The sequence below is a fragment of the Aestuariibius violaceus genome (genome assembly GCF_040779325.2).
Lineage (GTDB): Bacteria > Pseudomonadota > Alphaproteobacteria > Rhodobacterales > Rhodobacteraceae > Aestuariibius > Aestuariibius violaceus.
The window spans coordinates 1,104,766-1,120,382 of sequence record NZ_JBFONT020000001.1; the positions used below are offsets into that span (position 1 = coordinate 1,104,766).

At 67.1% G+C, this 15,617-nt stretch carries 19 protein-coding genes; 12 read left to right on the forward strand and 7 right to left on the reverse strand.

The features are described 5' to 3' along the window. Positions 1–119 precede the first annotated feature (119 nt). Positions 120–794, reverse strand: coding sequence for a rhomboid family intramembrane serine protease (locus AADZ90_RS05600; RefSeq protein WP_367308730.1), 675 nt, complete (start codon positions 792–794; stop codon positions 120–122). A 75-nt stretch (positions 795–869) separates the two neighbouring features. Between AADZ90_RS05600 and trpS the strand changes: the two genes are divergently transcribed. From trpS to AADZ90_RS05630, 6 genes are all read left to right on the forward strand, one after another. Next, positions 870–1,889, forward strand: a complete 1,020-nt coding sequence (gene trpS, locus AADZ90_RS05605) for a tryptophan--tRNA ligase (protein WP_367308729.1) — start codon at positions 870–872, stop codon at positions 1,887–1,889. Positions 1,890–2,100: 211 nt separating this feature from the next. Continuing rightward, positions 2,101–3,150, forward strand: coding sequence for a hypothetical protein (locus AADZ90_RS05610; RefSeq protein ID WP_367308728.1), 1,050 nt, complete (start codon positions 2,101–2,103; stop codon positions 3,148–3,150). 60 nt (positions 3,151–3,210) lie between these two features. Continuing rightward, positions 3,211–3,666 carry a universal stress protein gene (locus tag AADZ90_RS05615; RefSeq protein WP_367308727.1) on the forward strand — a complete coding sequence of 152 codons (456 nt, stop codon included), beginning with the start codon at positions 3,211–3,213 and terminating at the stop codon, positions 3,664–3,666. Between the two features lie 54 nt (positions 3,667–3,720). Continuing rightward, positions 3,721–4,911 (forward strand): bifunctional phosphopantothenoylcysteine decarboxylase/phosphopantothenate--cysteine ligase CoaBC, encoded by a 1,191-nt coding sequence (gene coaBC / locus AADZ90_RS05620; protein WP_367308726.1) that lies wholly within the window; start codon positions 3,721–3,723, stop codon positions 4,909–4,911. Between the two features lie 16 nt (positions 4,912–4,927). Next, entirely contained in the window at positions 4,928–5,392 is a 465-nt protein-coding gene (gene dut / locus AADZ90_RS05625) for a dUTP diphosphatase (protein ID WP_367308725.1), read from the forward strand. Continuing rightward, positions 5,389–6,450, forward strand: a complete 1,062-nt coding sequence (locus AADZ90_RS05630) for a HesA/MoeB/ThiF family protein (RefSeq protein WP_367308723.1) — start codon at positions 5,389–5,391, stop codon at positions 6,448–6,450. The genes dut and AADZ90_RS05630 overlap by 4 nt, the downstream gene beginning before the upstream one ends. A 1-nt stretch (position 6,451) precedes the next feature. On the opposite strand, the gene folK is transcribed toward AADZ90_RS05630, so the two are convergent. Next, positions 6,452–7,039 carry a 2-amino-4-hydroxy-6-hydroxymethyldihydropteridine diphosphokinase gene (gene folK / locus AADZ90_RS05635; RefSeq protein ID WP_367308722.1) on the reverse strand — a complete coding sequence of 196 codons (588 nt, stop codon included), beginning with the start codon at positions 7,037–7,039 and terminating at the stop codon, positions 6,452–6,454. Positions 7,040–7,130: 91 nt separating this feature from the next. Here folK and AADZ90_RS05640 point away from each other — a divergent pair, with 91 nt between their 5' ends. Both AADZ90_RS05640 and AADZ90_RS05645 read left to right on the forward strand, forming a co-directional pair. Next, entirely contained in the window at positions 7,131–7,721 is a 591-nt protein-coding gene (locus AADZ90_RS05640; RefSeq protein ID WP_367308721.1) for a LabA-like NYN domain-containing protein, read from the forward strand. Between the two features lie 41 nt (positions 7,722–7,762). Continuing rightward, the gene (locus AADZ90_RS05645) at positions 7,763–8,206 is read left to right on the forward strand and encodes a YqaA family protein (RefSeq protein ID WP_367308720.1); all 444 of its coding nucleotides are present in this window, start codon (positions 7,763–7,765) and stop codon (positions 8,204–8,206) included. A 4-nt stretch (positions 8,207–8,210) separates the two neighbouring features. On the opposite strand, the gene AADZ90_RS05650 is transcribed toward AADZ90_RS05645, so the two are convergent. Both AADZ90_RS05650 and AADZ90_RS05655 read right to left on the reverse strand, forming a co-directional pair. Further along, the gene (locus AADZ90_RS05650) at positions 8,211–8,774 is read right to left on the reverse strand and encodes a gamma-glutamylcyclotransferase family protein (RefSeq protein WP_367308719.1); all 564 of its coding nucleotides are present in this window, start codon (positions 8,772–8,774) and stop codon (positions 8,211–8,213) included. A gap of 9 nt (positions 8,775–8,783) precedes the next feature. Continuing rightward, entirely contained in the window at positions 8,784–9,506 is a 723-nt protein-coding gene (locus AADZ90_RS05655; protein ID WP_367308718.1) for a vWA domain-containing protein, read from the reverse strand. A gap of 1,066 nt (positions 9,507–10,572) precedes the next feature. On the opposite strand from AADZ90_RS05655, the gene AADZ90_RS05660 reads away from it, so the two are divergent. Continuing rightward, a complete protein-coding gene (locus AADZ90_RS05660) occupies positions 10,573–10,887 on the forward strand; it encodes a CPCC family cysteine-rich protein (protein WP_367308717.1) in 315 nt (104 codons plus the stop codon). Positions 10,888–11,416: 529 nt separating this feature from the next. Here the strand turns inward: AADZ90_RS05660 and AADZ90_RS05665 are convergent. After that, positions 11,417–11,896: an SH3 domain-containing protein gene (locus AADZ90_RS05665; protein WP_411996950.1), complete on the reverse strand. Its 480-nt coding sequence runs from the start codon at positions 11,894–11,896 to the stop codon at positions 11,417–11,419. Between the two features lie 102 nt (positions 11,897–11,998). Here AADZ90_RS05665 and AADZ90_RS05670 point away from each other — a divergent pair, with 102 nt between their 5' ends. The 3 genes from AADZ90_RS05670 (at position 11,999) to AADZ90_RS05680 (ending at position 14,207) form a co-directional block, all read left to right on the forward strand. Then, positions 11,999–12,985: a 2-hydroxyacid dehydrogenase gene (locus AADZ90_RS05670; RefSeq protein ID WP_367308715.1), complete on the forward strand. Its 987-nt coding sequence runs from the start codon at positions 11,999–12,001 to the stop codon at positions 12,983–12,985. Positions 12,986–13,054: 69 nt separating this feature from the next. Further along, positions 13,055–13,552, forward strand: coding sequence for a DUF3592 domain-containing protein (locus AADZ90_RS05675; protein ID WP_367308714.1), 498 nt, complete (start codon positions 13,055–13,057; stop codon positions 13,550–13,552). An 88-nt stretch (positions 13,553–13,640) separates the two neighbouring features. Beyond that, the gene (locus AADZ90_RS05680) at positions 13,641–14,207 is read left to right on the forward strand and encodes an eCIS core domain-containing protein (protein WP_367308713.1); all 567 of its coding nucleotides are present in this window, start codon (positions 13,641–13,643) and stop codon (positions 14,205–14,207) included. A 7-nt stretch (positions 14,208–14,214) separates the two neighbouring features. Here the strand turns inward: AADZ90_RS05680 and AADZ90_RS05685 are convergent, their stop codons facing one another. Beyond that, positions 14,215–14,871, reverse strand: a complete 657-nt coding sequence (locus AADZ90_RS05685; protein ID WP_367308712.1) for an alpha/beta hydrolase family protein — start codon at positions 14,869–14,871, stop codon at positions 14,215–14,217. A 30-nt stretch (positions 14,872–14,901) separates the two neighbouring features. Next, positions 14,902–15,594 carry an alpha/beta hydrolase family protein gene (locus AADZ90_RS05690; protein ID WP_367308711.1) on the reverse strand — a complete coding sequence of 231 codons (693 nt, stop codon included), beginning with the start codon at positions 15,592–15,594 and terminating at the stop codon, positions 14,902–14,904. Between the last annotated feature and the right edge of the window lie 23 nt (positions 15,595–15,617).

The window sequence follows — 15,617 nt, forward strand, 5'->3', positions numbered from 1 at the left end:
GAGATGGCAGTAGCCAGAAGCGCTCTGGGGCAGGGGTTTCGCCGCGCCTGCGCGCGGCGACCAACCGGGGGGCGCTGCCCCCCGGACCCCCCGGAAGTATTTGTGGCCAGATGAAGGGATCAGCGGCGCTTGATCCGGGTCATCAGCGCCTTGACGCCCCCGGGTGCGGCCAGGGGGGCCACGGCGAAGCCCACCGCGAAGCCCGCGAAATCAGCGATGATGTGCGGTGAGACGCCGAAGACGCTGAAGGCGATATGCAGGCCCGCGAGGATCAGGATCAGGCGGAACGCCTCGATCTGCCGCCCGCCCGTCGCCGCGATCCCGACCCAGAGGATATAGGTATAGGCCCCGATCAGCCCGTAGACTGCCGGATAGGCGCCGAAGAGGGGATAGTTGCTCCACGCCAGCCCTGAATAGATCAGAGCGGCCAGGATCCCGGAGGTGAAGAACACGACGATGACCGCCGCCGAAGAAAAGACCTCTCCCACGAACTTGCCGAGCGCCAGAAGGATGACGCAGGCAAAGGCCGCGTGCAGGAACCCGCCATGCACGAAGGGATAGGTCACGAAACGGCGCAGGTAGTCCAGCTGGTAATCCCCCGTCTGCGCCATCGCGGAGAGCATCCGGGGCGGCAGGGCGAATTCCGACAGCGCCTCGTTCCGCCAACCGATCGCCTGGGCGCCCCCGATCCCGACCGACCCGCCCAGCGACAGAACGACCTCGACCAGCGCCATGACGGCAAACAGAGCCAGCACGCTCGGCGGCAGGGGATTGACGGCTTTGGGTCCTTGCATCGGGCGGGCCTTCTTGACGGGGGTCCGGGCCATGGGTAAGCCAGCGCGGCCCGCTTGACCAGACAGAGCCCGTTCATGCCCGATGCAGCCTTCACCCCCCGCGTCTTCTCGGGGATCCAGCCCTCGGGCGGCCTCACGCTTGGCAATTACCTTGGCGCGATGAAGCGCTTCGTCCAGATGCAGGACGAAGGCCGGTTCGAGACGATCTATTGCATGGTCGACCTGCACGCGATCACCGTCTGGCAGGATCCCGCGGCGCTGACCGCGAATACCCGCGAACTGGCCGCCTTCTTCATGGCCGCCGGGATCGACCCGGAAAAATCCATCCTCTTCAACCAGGCCCGCGTCCCCGAACACGCCCAGCTTGCGTGGATCTTCAACTGCGTGGCCCGGATGGGCTGGATGAAGCGAATGACCCAGTGGAAGGACAAGGCCGGCAAGAACGCCGAGAACGCCTCGCTCGGCCTCTTCGGCTATCCGGCGCTGATGGCCGCCGACATCCTGATCTATCACGCGACGCATGTGCCCGTCGGCGACGACCAGAAACAGCACCTCGAGCTGACCCGCGACGTCGCGATCAAGTTCAACCACGATTTCGGCGTCGACTTCTTCCCGATCACCGAACCGGTGATCGAGGGTGAGGCGACCCGCGTGATGAGCCTGCGCGACGGGTCGAAGAAGATGTCGAAAAGCGACCCCTCCGACGCCAGCCGGATCAATATGGGCGACGATGCCGATGCCATCGCCCAGAAGATCCGCAAGGCCCGCACGGACCCCGAACCGCTGCCGTCCGAGGCCGAGGGGCTGGCCGAGCGGCCCGAGGCCAAAAACCTCGTCAGCATCTACGCCGCCCTCTCCGACCGGACAATCGCGGAGGTCATGCCCGAAATCGGCGGCAAGCCGTTTTCCGAATTCAAGCCGATGCTTGCGGACCTCGCCGTCGACAAGCTCTCGCCCATCTCGGCCGAGATGCGGCGGTTGACGGCAGACCCGGCCGAGATCGACCGCACGCTCGCCCGTGGGGCCGAGCGCGCGCGTGAGATCGCCGCGCCGATCCTGCAGCGCACCTATGAAATCGTGGGCCTTCTGACCTGACGGCCCGCGACAGTCGGGGGGCCGTCATGAAGCCGTTTCCGAATCGGCGGACCGTCGCCTGCGGGAGAGCGCGTGCCTCCCCGGCCTGCCTGCCAATCCCTCCGCACCGCTCCTGCTCCGGCGGCGGTCCCAGCCTGCCGCCGGACGCCGGCCGGACCTCCGTTTTCGGCACTGCTGACGGGGGCCGCACGATCCCCTAGGCTCGCCCGAGATGACGCCGTCTGTCCGAACCCTCCTGCGCCTTCTCCCGATTGCGCTGACCTGCCTGGCGCTGGCCGCCGCGCTGAATGCCAACCCGTTCGCCCGGGCCTTCGTCGACCGAACGACCGATGATCTGGCCGCCGCCCTCGACCGGGCCACCCTGCGAACCGTTCGCGCCGGTGCGATCCCTGCGCGGCTGGAACAGGCCCTGGTGGACGGCGACACCGACCGCATCGCCCTCCTCCTCGACCTCGCCGGGACCCATGATGCGGTTTTGCCGCCCGACCTCCGCCAGCGGGCAGAGGCGGCGGTGATCCCGGAGGGCTGGACCGAAACCGCCCTCGATTGCGGGGCCTGCATGGTCGATATCGCCAGCTGCGAACGCCTCTCGCACATCGCCGCCTGCGCCATCCCGTTCGAGCTGACGCCCGCGGGCGACGTCAACGCCCTGCGCCGGGCCGGAATGGCCGCCGCGCAGGGAGAGCCCGTCGATGAGGTCGACGCAGCCCTTGCCGTTGTCGGCCTTGGCGCGACCGCCGCCGTTGCTATCTCCGGCGGGTCGAGCGCGACGGTCAAGGCTGGTGCCACGGGCCTCCGCCTCGCCCGCAGGGCAGGGGCGCTGACCCCCACCTTCGCGGCCACTCTCGCCGATGCGGGCCGGATCGGCCTCCGGGCCGACCGCATCCTGCCCTTCCTGCGGGGGGAGGCCGCGCTCGACACCGTCCTCGACACCGCGCGCCTGGCTCGCCTCCAGCGCCTCAGCGGCGACCTCGCGACCGTTGCCCGGCACACCTCGCTCGCCGACACGCTCGTCCTCCTGCGCCAAGTCGAAACGGCCGAGGATGCCGCCCGCCTCGCCCGTGTCGCCAATGCCGCCGGCCCCGCCACCCGCGGCCATTTCGAGCTTCTGGGAAGGTCCCGCGTCTTCCGCCTTGCCGTGCGCCTCTCGGACCTCGCCGCGACGACCCTGATCCTGGCCTACGCCGCAGCACTCCAGCTTCTGATCCTCGCGGCACAACTCACCGGAACGCGTCTCCTCAAGGCCGTCCTGCCCCGTTGACGATTGCCAGCGGCCCCCGCGCCCGGCAGTATGGTCTTCCGAGGGGAAAGGGAGATCCCGATGCGGAAGTTTCTGGTCATTCTCGACGACAGCCGGGAATGCCTCAACGCGATGCGCTTCGCCGCCATGCGCGCCGCCAAGACCGGCGGCGGCGTCGCCGTCCTGTCGATCATCCCGCCCGAGGAATTCAACCACTGGATCGGCGTGGGCGAGATCATGCGCGAAGAAGCCCGCGAACGCATCCACGCCCATTTCGAGGTCTTCGCGAAGTGGATGCGCGACAAGCAGGGCGTCGACCCCGAGCTTGTGATCCGTGAGGGCGAGGCGGTGCCGGAACTCATGGCGCTCCTGAGGGAAGATACCGATATCGGCATCCTCGTCCTCGGCGCAGGCACCGACAAGAACGGCCCCGGCCCGCTCGTCACCCAACTCTCGCGCAGCTCCGGCAGCCTGCCGATCCCCATCACCATCGTTCCAGGCGACATGTCCAAGGACCGGCTTCAGGCCATCACCTAGGGTCCTGACCCTAGCCCCATGGACCCGGCCGCCCGAACCGCCTAATCCTGTGCCATGCTCGACGGAAAGCGCATCCTGCTCATCATCGGCGGCGGCATCGCGGCCTACAAATCGCTCGACCTGATCCGCCAGCTCTCCAAGGCAGGCGCGCGGGTAACGCCCGTTCTGACCAGGGGCGGCGCGCAGTTCGTGACGCCCCTCAGCGTCTCGGCGCTGGCCGGGTCGAAGGTCTATACCGACCTCTTCGACCTCACCGACGAGGCCGAGATGGGCCATATCGAGTTCTCCCGTGCCGCCGACCTCGTCGTGGTCGCCCCTGCCACGGCCGACCTGATGGCCAAGATGGCCCACGGCCACGCCGACGAGCTCGCCTCGACCCTGCTCATGGCGACCGACAAGCGCGTCCTGATCGCGCCCGCCATGAACGTCCGCATGTGGGAACACGCGGCCACCCAGCGCAACCTCGCCACGCTCCGCTCCGACGGCATCCTCATCGCCGGCCCAAACGAGGGCAACATGGCCTGCGGCGAATACGGCCCCGGCCGGATGTCGGAACCGCACGAGATCCTGGGCGCTATCGAAGCAGCCCTCACCGACGGCCCCCTCAAGGGCCGCCACATCCTCATCACCTCCGGCCCGACCCACGAGCCCATCGACCCCGTCCGCTACATCGCCAACCGCTCCTCCGGCCAGCAGGGGGCGGCCATCGCCGAGGCGCTGGCGGGGCAGGGCGCTCAGATCACCTTCATCACCGGCCCCGCCACGGCCCCCCGCCCGAAAGGCGTCAACGTCATCGAGGTCGAAACCGCCGCCCAGATGCTCGCCGCCACCGAAGCAGCGCTGCCCGCCGACGCCGCCATCTTCGCTGCCGCCGTTGCCGATTATCGCGTCGAAGAAGCCTCGGCCCAGAAAATCAAGAAATCAGGCGCAGAGGCCCCCGAAATCCGCCTCACGCAAAATCCGGACATCCTAAAAACGATCTCCAACCACGCCCAACGCCCCAAACTCGTCATCGGCTTCGCGGCCGAAACCAACGACGTCCAAGCCCATGCCAAGACCAAGCTCGACAAGAAAGGCTGCGACTGGATCCTCGCCAACGACGTCTCGCCCTCGACTGGCATCATGGGCGGCGCCGAGAACCAGATCACCCGCATTACCCGGGACGGCACCGACCCCTGGCCCCGCATGACCAAGCGCCAGACGGCCCAGCGCATCGCCACGCTGGTGGCCGAAGCGCTCGCCTGACCCTACCTTGCCCCCCATGATCGAGATCGCAACCGCCTGGACCGAGGATGCCGACCGCACCATCCCGCTCCCCGCCTACGCCACCGCAGGCGCAGCCGGTGCCGACCTGCGCGCCAACCTGCCGCCCGCCTCGCGAGACACCGGGATCACCCTCGACCCCGGTGAACGGGCGCTGATCCCCACCGGTCTCCGCCTCGCCATCCCCGAAGGATACGAGGTTCAGATCCGCCCCCGCTCCGGCCTCGCCCTGCGCCACGGGATCACGCTGCCGAACAGCCCCGGCACCATCGACAGCGACTATCGCGGCCCCCTGGGCGTCATCCTGATGAACCAGGGCTCCCACAGCTTCACCATCGACCACGGCGCCCGCATCGCCCAGATGGTCGCGGCCCCCGTTCTGACCGCCGCCTACAGGATCGCCGACAATCTGGACGACACCGACCGTGGGGCAGGGGGCTTCGGCTCCACCGGCACCGCATGATCGTCGTCTTCCTCATGGCCGCCGTCATCTGGGGCATCGGCGCCGCGATGGGCACGCCGAAACAGGCCCGCTGGACGATGCTCGGCCTGCTCATCGTCGCCGTCCTCGCGATCCAGATCGCCCTGCCCGAAGGCCATCCCCTCCGCCAGGCCACCGGCAGCTCGCCCGCGCTCTGGCTGCTGCTGCTCGCCTTTGGCGGGCTCGTCTATCTCTACCGCCAGCTTCTCGGAAATCTCCGCGCCCGCGCCAACCAGACAGAAACCCTGCCCGACCCCCGCGCGCCCGCGCCGATCCCCCAAGGCCCGCTGACCGAGATCGAGCTCAACCGCTACGCCCGCCACATCGCTTTGCGTGAAATCGGCGGCCCCGGCCAGGTCGCGATCAAACGGGCCAGCGTCCTGGTGATCGGCGCCGGAGGCCTCGGCTCCCCCGCGCTGCAATATCTCGCCTCCGCGGGGATCGGCACGATCGGTGTGATCGACGGCGACATCGTGGAAAGCTCCAACCTCCAGCGCCAGACGATCCACCGCGACGCCGCCATCGGCAAAGCCAAGGTCTTCTCCGCCGCCGACACGCTCACCGCGCAGAACCCCTTCATCACCGTCAAACCCTACAATCGCGCCTTCACCGAAGAGATCGCGGATGACCTCGTGGCCGAGTACGACCTGATCCTCGAAGGCACCGATGACTTCGCCACCCGCGAGGTCGCCAATGCCGCCGCCGTGGTCGCCGGAAAGCCCCTGATCAGCGCCGCCCTCACCCAGTGGGAGGGTCAGATCAGCGTCTACGATCCCGCGAACGGCGCGCCCTGCTACACCTGTCTCTTCCCCGACCGCCCCGACCCGACGCTGGTGCCGACCTGCGCCGAGGCGGGCGTCCTCGGCCCCCTTCCCGGCGTTCTCGGCGCGATGATGGCCGTCGAGGCGGTGAAGCTCCTCACCGATGCCGGCCAGACCCTCAGGGGAGAAATGCTGATCTACGACGCCCTCTGGGGCGAAACCCGCCGCATCAAGGTCAAGCGCCGCCCCGACTGCCCGGTCTGCGGACCGGTCGGCTGACCTACAGCGCCCGGATCTCCCCCCGCGCCGCCTCCGGCAGGGCGTCCAGCATCTCCAGCACGCTCTGCCCCGTCAGAGGATGCCGCCAGTCCGGCGCCACCTCCGCCAGAGGCACCAGCACGAAGGCCCGCTCCGCCATTCGGGGATGCGGCAGCACCAACCCGTCCGGAGCAACCTTCGCCTGCTCCTCCACCGGCAGGTCGCGCCAGCGGCTCTGCGTCTCCGCATCCGGGCAGACCAGATCGCCCAAAGCGATCAGGTCGAGGTCCAGCACCCGCGCCTCCCACCGGGCCCGCCGCGTCCGGCCCTGCGCCGCCTCGATGCCGTGCAACGCCGCCAGAACGTCGCCCGCCGCCAGCCCCGTCTCGCACCGCACAGCCGCGTTCACATAGTCCGGCCCCGCCCCCGGCGGCCAACACGGGGTTGTGAAAAGGCGGCTTTCCCCTACGACAACTCCGACCACCCGCCCGATCTCAGCAACCGCATTTTGAACGATTTTTTCCGGCCCCGCCTCGCCCACCGGCAAATTCGACCCTAGGCAGATCAAGGCCGACTGACGGCGGGTCGCTGTATCGCGGGCTTGCGTCATGAATCCGTTTCCTCCACAAACCCAAACGGGCATCGCACTTTCATTGTCAACCACCACCACTCAGGCGGTGCCCGGTGAGAGGATATTTCAGATGTTTTATCGGGACGAGCGCTTGGCGCTCTTCATCGATGGTTCGAACCTTTATGCGGCAGCCAAGGCCCTCGGGTTCGATATCGATTACAAACTGCTCCGTCAGGAATTCATGCGCCGGGGAAAGCTGCTGCGGGCTTTCTACTACACCGCGCTTCTGGAAAATGACGAGTACTCGCCGATCCGGCCCCTGGTCGACTGGCTGCACTACAACGGCTTCACCATGGTGACGAAACCGGCCAAGGAATACACCGACAGCCAGGGCCGGCGTAAGGTCAAGGGCAACATGGATATCGAACTGACGGTCGATGCCATGGAACTGGCCCCCCACGTGGATCACATCGTGCTCTTCTCGGGCGATGGCGATTTCCGGCCTCTGGTCGAGTCGCTGCAGCGCAAGGGCGTTCGGGTCTCGGTCGTCTCGACCATCCGCTCCCAGCCGCCCATGATCGCCGACGATCTGCGCCGCCAGGCCGACAACTTCATCGAACTCGACGAACTGCGCGAGGTCGTCGGCCGCCCGCCCCGCGAACCGCGCGAACCGCGGCCAGAGCCATCACCGCAGGCCGAAGCCACCGCAGACAGCGATTGACCGCCACGGAACCGGCCCCCATCCCAGCGCCTTGAGCCCGGATGGGGGAGATCGCCGCACTTGCAGGTCTGTTCGCCGCCGCCTTCGGCGCGGCGACGATCCTGCCCTTCCAGTCCGAGATCGTCTTCGCCGCGATGCAGATCGACGGTCGCATCGCGCTTTGGCTGATCCTGCTCGTCGCCTCGGTCGGCAATATCCTCGGCTCGGTCGTGAACTATGTCATGGGCGCGGGGATCGAACGCTTTCGCGGCTCGCGCTGGTTTCCCGTCAGCGACCGGCAGCTGCAGCGCGCCCAGGACTGGTACGCGCGCTGGGGCGTCTGGACGCTGCTGCTGTCCTGGGCCCCCTTCGGCGACGGCTTCACCGTGGTCGCGGGCATCATGCGCACGCGCCTCTGGGTCTTCCTGCTGCTGGTCAGCATCGCCAAGACCGGCCGCTACGCCGCGCTCGCCTGGCTGACCGCCCAGACCGGCCTCGCCGCCTAGCGGCTCACCTCGGCCCGATCACCGCGACCGGCTGCGCCGCCAGGCAGGTATCGACAAAGGCCCGCTCCCGCGCCTTCAGCGCCTGCGCCCGCGGATAGATCGGCGCCAGCCGGTCATCCAGCACCGCCGCCTCCCACCCGTCGGTCGTGTCGAAGAACCGCCGCGCGCCGTCCTCCCCGAAAACCCGCAGATACCCCTGCACGACCGTATCGAGATAGCTCAAAAGGATCGGATGCCGCGTCCCGTCCAGCGCCCCGTCCTCCACGCTGTAAACCGAAACCGGCGCAGCCCCCGCCGCGATCCGGTCGGTCACGTCGTGGCGCCTATAGGCCCGCTCCCGCGCATCCAGCGCCGCCCAGTCCCGGCCCGGCACCGCCGCCGTCAGCCCCTCGATCGCTCCGTCCGGATCGGGATAGGCCGACAGATACGCCACCTCGCGGATCGCGGTCGACCGCCATTCCCGCCGCCAGCCGGGCAGTACAGCAGGCCGCGCATCCTCGTAAGCATGCGTCGCCGTGTTGACGAGAGAGCCGTAGCCGAAAACGCGCGGATGGGTGTCCAAGGTCATGCGCGGCGATCAGTTGAACCGGGTCGCACGACCGCGGCTGGCCTGCCCGAACAGAGGACACCCCAGCGTCTGCTGCAGCGCCTCGACCAGCTCGTCGACCGTCTCGGTATGCACGTAAACCCCACCCGTCAGATCCGCGAGGCAGCTCGCCACGATCTCGGACCGCGTGAAATCCGCCCCGTTCGAATGGGTCCAGCTGAAATGCCCGCCCCGCACCTTGAAGCCGATCACATGCACCGTCAGCGCCATCCCTTCCGTCCGCAACAGGCTCGCCAGTTCGCAGGGCGCGCCGCCGCAATTCTCGTTCCCGTCCGTCACCAGAACGACGACGCCGGGCTGGTTCTGATAATCCAGAACCTCCGCCGCCCCGAAGACCGACGCGGTCAGCGGCGTGTCCCCCGACGGCTCCAGCCGGTCCAGCGTGTCGAGGATGTCCAGCCCCGCATCGTCCCGCGGCGGAAAGACCACGTCGATGTTCCGGCACGCCCCCTGATCCCCCGGGCCATAGACCATCAGGCCGATCCGCCGGTGCGGCGCCACCTGCGGAATGGCCCGATGCATGGCCCGCCGCGCTTCGGCGATCCGCGGTTCGTCCAGCAGGTTGAACCCCATCTCCGACATCGAGCCCGATCCATCGAAGACGATCATCGCATCCTCCGCGCAGCTGCCCGAGACGCCGGCCGGGGCCAGCGCAGCAAGAAACGCAGCAGTCGCGATGGCCGCGGGGCGCATCGGTGGGTCCTCCTTCGTCAAACAGGAGCACAAGCCTGCCCGCCCGAGCCGAGCCTGTCCAGTAGGCCCAAAGTCGCCCGCGCCGGTCTCACGCGCGGATAGCGAGGTTTTGACCGACCTGCCCGAATTCGCGCCGCCTCTGGTCCCACGTCCCGGTGAAACACCGGTTGCGGGGCACATAAGTCCGGAATCAAGGCCCAACGGGCCGCCGGACGAGCGCCTGCCCGCCCCGACGGGCTGGTGCTTTGGTGTCGCAAGTCCTGAGCATCGAGGGAAGATGAACGCGGCACCATAAAAGCGCGCAGCCCAACCGTTGGCAGCGCCACCCCACGGGCAGGCGCGCGTCCGATTTCTGTTGCGCTCAGTGGCTGGCGCCCCTCCATGCGACACGGACAGACTTGTCCTCTGCTATAAATCCGTCTAGCTTCGATTCCTGCGCTCAAACGTGCCGGGGCAATGCTCACCCGAGTTTTGCCAACTCCGCTGTTCATGGAGGCCCGAATGGCACGACGGAATGAGTTGCAAGGTATATGCGCTGATCTTCTTGATAGCTTCGTAAGCAGATACAATGATCTGGATGGTTATTGGGCGCTCGGAAAGTTCCAAAGCTTTCTTCAATCATCAACTGACGAGCAACTGCGCTTTCCGTTGGTTGGGGAAGAAAACGAAGAAAGCCCGTTCCCTGAGACTGCAGAGTATTATCGGGGCGCTTTGCGTCGACATCTCAGATCGAGAAAAATCTCCCTTAGCCGAGTTCAGAATGGAGCCATATTCGTTCGGGCAAACTCCCCGAAGGAATTGGTCTGCTCTATCGAAGTCACAACTGACCACGGCAAGACGTTGAGTTCTCTAAGACGCGTCTTTGCTCGATCCCACGATCCGCATCGAGAGCTGCGATCATGCGGAAAGCACGGTCCTAAAAACCAGAAGGGTCAATAGCAGGGTGGCACGTCGATAGGTTCTGCAAGTTTGACTCCGGACTTACATCTCAAGCGCCAATTCCCGCCGCGCCGGCCCGCGGATCGCCGCTGACCCGGCTTGCGTCTCGCGTGCTAGGCCCCGCCTGATGACGGGCAATGAAAACGATTGGACCTGGTACGAGCCGGAGGACCACACCTCGAGGCACCAGTGCCCGTGTTGCGACTACGTGACCTTGCCGGAGCGTGGGAATTACCTGATTTGTCCGGTGTGCTTCTGGGAGGACGATGGGCAGGACCTCGACAAGCTGGACCTGCCGTCCGGGCCGAACCACGGCATCACCCTTCGCGAGGGACGAGCGAATTTCAGGCGGTTTGGCGCGTGTGAGAAAGAGATGTTGGAGCATGTCTGTTCTGTTGGAGAACGGACGGCGTTTAAGTTCACTCCACGCGACCCTGATTAGGCGCACTGCCGGGCAGAGCGTACATTTTTGCTCGTTGAGGGCTGGCGCATGCCAAGGGGACCATCCCGCCCGGGACAAGCGGCACCGCCGCGCCGGGCGAGCGCCTGACCGGCCCGACGGTCTGGCGCTTTGGGGACGGAGCACTGCCCGCCCCTTCTGTGGGACGAGCTTGGCAACCATAAAGCGCACCGTTCAACCGTCGCAGCGCCAGCCCCCGGTCAGGCGCCCGCCCGGCGCTCAGGAACCTGCCGGAAGAAATCTCGGCCGCTCTGCCCAAAATGGCACGCACGACAATTCCCGATCACACCCTGAATTGTTTCGACCCGTTGCGCGCCAAAATCGCCGGTCGCTCCGTTAACGACCGGGATCCGACCGACGAATGTCCGACGGAATGCTGACCAGATGCCGACGCGATGCCGCACCCCCAAAATACAGGATTAACCTTATTTTGCGGGTGATTCGGCCGGCAGGCCCCAATGCGACGCATAAGCCACGACCAATGGGATCCGATCCGCGGCGCCCCCCGCCGCTATTCCCGCACCTCGTCCGCCGCGACCCCCCACAGCCCGTCCTTGCGCGCCCAGCCGCGATAGCCGCCGGCCCGCAACCGGCACCACTCGACCGAACATTCGCCCAGCCGCGCCACCACGCCCGCCTCCAGCTTGACCGTCTCCAGCGCCGCCGCATCCGGCCGCGCCCGCAGCACTACCTCGTCCTCGACCAGCACGGTCCGCGTCCCCGACAGCAGCGAATAATGCATCCACCCGCCCTGGCCGTCCCGGTCCTGCACCCGCCGCCAGTGACCATGCTCCGCCGTGATCTCCAGCGGCATGTCCCGCCGCTTGAACACCCAGTCGATCCGGTGGCTCAGCGACGGCCCGCGCCGCACGTTCCCCTCTGCTGCCTTCAGCGACACATACCGCGGCAGGGGCAGGTTCGTGACCGGCCCGCGCTCCTGCGCGCTTGCGGCCCCGGCAAGGCACAAAACCAAGAGAATCCAACGCATCATCTGCCTGCTCTTCCTCATCGGCGGGGGGTCTTGTGCCCCTCTCACCGTTCCCCCACACTGCCAGAGACCGACGCGCGATGGAACCTCGAAGGGAGAGCGGACATGCCCGGCAAGCGCCTCACTGTTGTCGTCACGCGACGGTTGCTCGAACGGGTCGAAACCCGGCTGTCCGAACTCTTCGATGCGAAACTCCGCCCCGACGACACCCCCATGACCCGGGACGAGATGATCGCCGCCACCCGCGACGCCGACGTCCTCGTCCCCACGATCACCGACGAGATCGACGCGCCCTTCCTTGCCGCCATCGGCGACCGGCTGAAGCTCATCGCCAATTACGGGGCCGGGGTCGACCATATCGATGTCGCCACCGCCCGCCAGCGCGGCATCCTCGTCTCCAACACCCCCGGCGTGCTGACCGAGGATACGGCAGACATGACGATGGCGCTGATCCTCGCCGTCACCCGCCGCATCCCCGAAGGCCTCGCCGTCATGCAAAAGGGCGAGTGGGAGGGGTGGGCGCCCAACGCCTTCCTCGGCGGCCGCGTCGGCGGGCGCCGCTTGGGCATTCTCGGCATGGGCCGCATCGGCCAGGCCGTCGCCCGCAGGGCCCGCGCCTTCGGGATGCAGATCCACTACCACAACCGCAAACGCCTCCGCCCCGAGATCGAGGAAGAGCTCGAGGCGACCTATTGGGACAGCCTCGACCAGATGATCGCCCGCGTCGACGTCCTCTCGGTCAATTGCCCGCACACCCCGTCGACCTTCCACCTGATGAACGCCCGGCGTCTGAAGCTGATGAAGCCCCAGGCCGTCCTCGTGAACACCTCACGCGGCGAGGTCGTGGATGAAAACGCCCTGACGCGCATGCTCCGCGCCGGAGAGATCGCCGGCGCCGGCCTCGACGTCTACGAGCACGGCACCGACATCAACCCCCGCCTCCGCGAACTCCGCAACGTGGTCCTGCTGCCCCATATGGGCTCCGCGACCGAGGAGGGGCGTCTGGAGATGGGCGAAAAAGTCCTCCTCAACATCAAGACCTTCGACGACGGCCACCGGCCGCCAGATCAAGTCGTGCCGGGGATGTTGTGAGAGGCGCTCCCCGTCATATTCCGGACACAAGCCTGATCGAGAAACAATGCGTCGGAGACGGAACATGGGATGCAACCGTTGAACGCAGATGCGCTCTACGCGGCACTGGCCATCGCGATCGGCGTCGCAGGCGTGACGGCCGGCCTTCTCAAGCTGCTGCGCGTCCGGAACATCCTCTTTCACAAGGCAACCGCAACCGGAACGATCGTGGCGACGCGCCTGAAGGCGCTGCATCGCTACGACGAAGAGGCGGAGGCCCACCTGACGATCCGGTTCGAGACGCCGCAAGGCCCGGTCGAATTCCGTGAGATGGCGCCGTCACCGTTCTGGCGACGGCATACACCAGGCAGCGTCAGGGCTATGGAGGGCCGTCCGATCAAGGTCGCGTATGATTCACGCGATCCCCGCCGGGCATCGACAGACCTGACGGGTCATGTCTTCGTTGGCGCCTTCTACGTCGCCGTTGGCGCCATGTTCCTCTCCGGCGTCGCGACCCATATCAAAGAGGTGGGCGGTGTCCGGTCCATGCCTCTCTATCAGGTGGTCCAGGATTGGCTGGTGCGCTGATACGACCCACACCGGGTTCATGCACCACACACTTCTCCGCTGCCCGAAACCCGCCTATCTTGGCGATGTCACAAGCACCCGACTGCCCATGCCCCGTCGCGCCGCCCTTCTCGCCCTTTGTCTCGCCACCCCGCTCTTGGGGGAGCCTGCAGATACTCGGCCCGTCGCCCGGCCATCCCCGCAGATCGACGTCTCAAGCTACTTCGCCTCCGCGCTGACCGCCGCCCTCACCCAGGCCCGCGACACCTACGCGGCAGAGGCCGACCCGATCCCGTCCAACATCCGCGGCAAACTTACCCTCTACTACACCGCGGCCGATCTCGACCCCGTCCGCTTCATCGTCGATCGCAGCCCGGCGACGCTGCCCGCGCTGATCAACGGCGCCCAGCTCGATGCGGGCGGCACGGCGAACCACGCGGTCGTCGCGGGCCATGTCATCGTGTTCGGCAACCCGCCGGGGGACGAGACGACGCTCTATCTCTGGGCGCACGAGGTCTGCCACACGATCCAGTACCGCCGCCTTGGGATGGACGGCTTCGCCGCCGCCTACCTCGCCGATGCCGAAGGGATGGAGGCGGCAGCGCACGCCGCCGGCCTCGCCGCGGTCCGGCGGGCGAGGAACCCGTCCGCCCCGGTCGAGCCGCACACCTGCTGAGGCAACCTCAGCCGATCACCGGCCACACCATCGGCAGAACCCGCGCCCGCACGCCGGGATCGATCAGCATCTTGTAGTGCTTCATCGGATGTTGGAACGCGTAGCCGCCCGACAGGTTCAGCCGCTGCGCCAGTCGCAGATGCCGGAACCGCCCGGGCGGCAGGTCCGTCACCCAGTCTCGGCTGTCGCAGACCGTCAGGCACTTGCCTTCGTTCGGCACGGGCACCGCGCTGCGCAAAGGCCGCGGCGCGGCAAAGGCCACGGCCGGCACGTCCCAGCTCATCGACAGGATCTGGGCCGAGGCGCCGCCCAGCGAATGGCCGATGATGAACTCCGGTCGCCGGTCGTTGAACCTGTCGTAGATCGACCGTGCATGGGCCAGAAACCCCTGATGCCAGATCGCCCCGCTCGCCCCCGGCTCGGTCCCCGGGATATGGACCTGGGTCTTCTGCCGGAACAGCCGCAGCATCCGCAGATTATACTTGGTGTAATCGGCCAGCGAGTTGCTCCCCGGGATCAGCAGCACCCCATCATCCAGCAGATAGGCCTGCACGTCGTCCTTGTCGTGCGTGACCCTGATCCGCCCCCGCGTCGCCGCCGCGTTCTCTGGATCGTAAGAGGCCGCGGCCAGTTCCGCCGCCGCCTTCAGCGTCATCTTCCTCATGAAACACCCCACTCATTACGCAAGGTCAGTCTACGCGGCCTTCGCTCCCGCACCAGTCAGGTTTCCCTCACCCTTCGGCCAGTGGACGGGCAGCTTCGGGTTGGCCGCGTGCTCCAGAAGCAGCCGCCGGTAATGGGGCATCGCGTGGCGCAGGGCAAAGCCGCGCATCCCCGATTTCAGCATGGTCACCGCGCCCACATGGCGGAACTTGCCGGGAAAGCCGATCACCGGATCCCCGTCCCGGCAGATGTTCATCGTCCAGCGCTCGTCAACCAGCGGGTGGTGCCCGTAATGCGGCCGGGGCGAGGCGAAGCACAGCGTCGGCACCTTCCATTTCTGCGACAGGATCTGGGCCGAGGCCGCCCCCAGCGAATGCCCGATGATCCGCTTCGGCGGCCGATCTCCCAGCCAGTCGTGGATCACCTTCGCATGGGCAAAGAACCCCCGGTGCCAAAGCGCCCCCGACCCGTCCTGCTGGCGGGCCAGATCGCTCATCCGGTACTTGCCGTCGCCGAACCGGAAATGGCCCAGGTTGAACTTGATGTAATCCCGGTAGTGATTGCTGCCGGGGATCAGCAGCGTGCCGTCGTCGATCAGCACCGCCTGCACGTCCCAATGATCCAGCGGGTCGCGCGCAAGCCGGTCCTTCAGAATATCGCACCGGCCAATGGAATAAGAGGCATCGACCAGCGCCGCCGCCTCCGCCAGCTTGATCCGTCCCATCGAAATCCCGTTCTGTCCCAATG

Coding starts and splice junctions, on each gene's coding strand:
- AADZ90_RS05600 (WP_367308730.1), bottom strand. CDS start 794: ATGCAAGGACCCAAAGCCGTCAATCCCCTGCCGCCGAGCGTGCTGGCT.
- trpS (WP_367308729.1), top strand. CDS start 870: ATGCCCGATGCAGCCTTCACCCCCCGCGTCTTCTCGGGGATCCAGCCC.
- AADZ90_RS05610 (WP_367308728.1), top strand. CDS start 2,101: ATGACGCCGTCTGTCCGAACCCTCCTGCGCCTTCTCCCGATTGCGCTG.
- AADZ90_RS05615 (WP_367308727.1), top strand. CDS start 3,211: ATGCGGAAGTTTCTGGTCATTCTCGACGACAGCCGGGAATGCCTCAAC.
- coaBC (WP_367308726.1), top strand. CDS start 3,721: ATGCTCGACGGAAAGCGCATCCTGCTCATCATCGGCGGCGGCATCGCG.
- dut (WP_367308725.1), top strand. CDS start 4,928: ATGATCGAGATCGCAACCGCCTGGACCGAGGATGCCGACCGCACCATC.
- AADZ90_RS05630 (WP_367308723.1), top strand. CDS start 5,389: ATGATCGTCGTCTTCCTCATGGCCGCCGTCATCTGGGGCATCGGCGCC.
- folK (WP_367308722.1), bottom strand. CDS start 7,039: ATGACGCAAGCCCGCGATACAGCGACCCGCCGTCAGTCGGCCTTGATC.
- AADZ90_RS05640 (WP_367308721.1), top strand. CDS start 7,131: ATGTTTTATCGGGACGAGCGCTTGGCGCTCTTCATCGATGGTTCGAAC.
- AADZ90_RS05645 (WP_367308720.1), top strand. CDS start 7,763: ATGGGGGAGATCGCCGCACTTGCAGGTCTGTTCGCCGCCGCCTTCGGC.
- AADZ90_RS05650 (WP_367308719.1), bottom strand. CDS start 8,774: ATGACCTTGGACACCCATCCGCGCGTTTTCGGCTACGGCTCTCTCGTC.
- AADZ90_RS05655 (WP_367308718.1), bottom strand. CDS start 9,506: ATGCGCCCCGCGGCCATCGCGACTGCTGCGTTTCTTGCTGCGCTGGCC.
- AADZ90_RS05660 (WP_367308717.1), top strand. CDS start 10,573: ATGACGGGCAATGAAAACGATTGGACCTGGTACGAGCCGGAGGACCAC.
- AADZ90_RS05665 (WP_411996950.1), bottom strand. CDS start 11,896: ATGATGCGTTGGATTCTCTTGGTTTTGTGCCTTGCCGGGGCCGCAAGC.
- AADZ90_RS05670 (WP_367308715.1), top strand. CDS start 11,999: ATGCCCGGCAAGCGCCTCACTGTTGTCGTCACGCGACGGTTGCTCGAA.
- AADZ90_RS05675 (WP_367308714.1), top strand. CDS start 13,055: ATGCAACCGTTGAACGCAGATGCGCTCTACGCGGCACTGGCCATCGCG.
- AADZ90_RS05680 (WP_367308713.1), top strand. CDS start 13,641: ATGCCCCGTCGCGCCGCCCTTCTCGCCCTTTGTCTCGCCACCCCGCTC.
- AADZ90_RS05685 (WP_367308712.1), bottom strand. CDS start 14,871: ATGAGGAAGATGACGCTGAAGGCGGCGGCGGAACTGGCCGCGGCCTCT.
- AADZ90_RS05690 (WP_367308711.1), bottom strand. CDS start 15,594: ATGGGACGGATCAAGCTGGCGGAGGCGGCGGCGCTGGTCGATGCCTCT.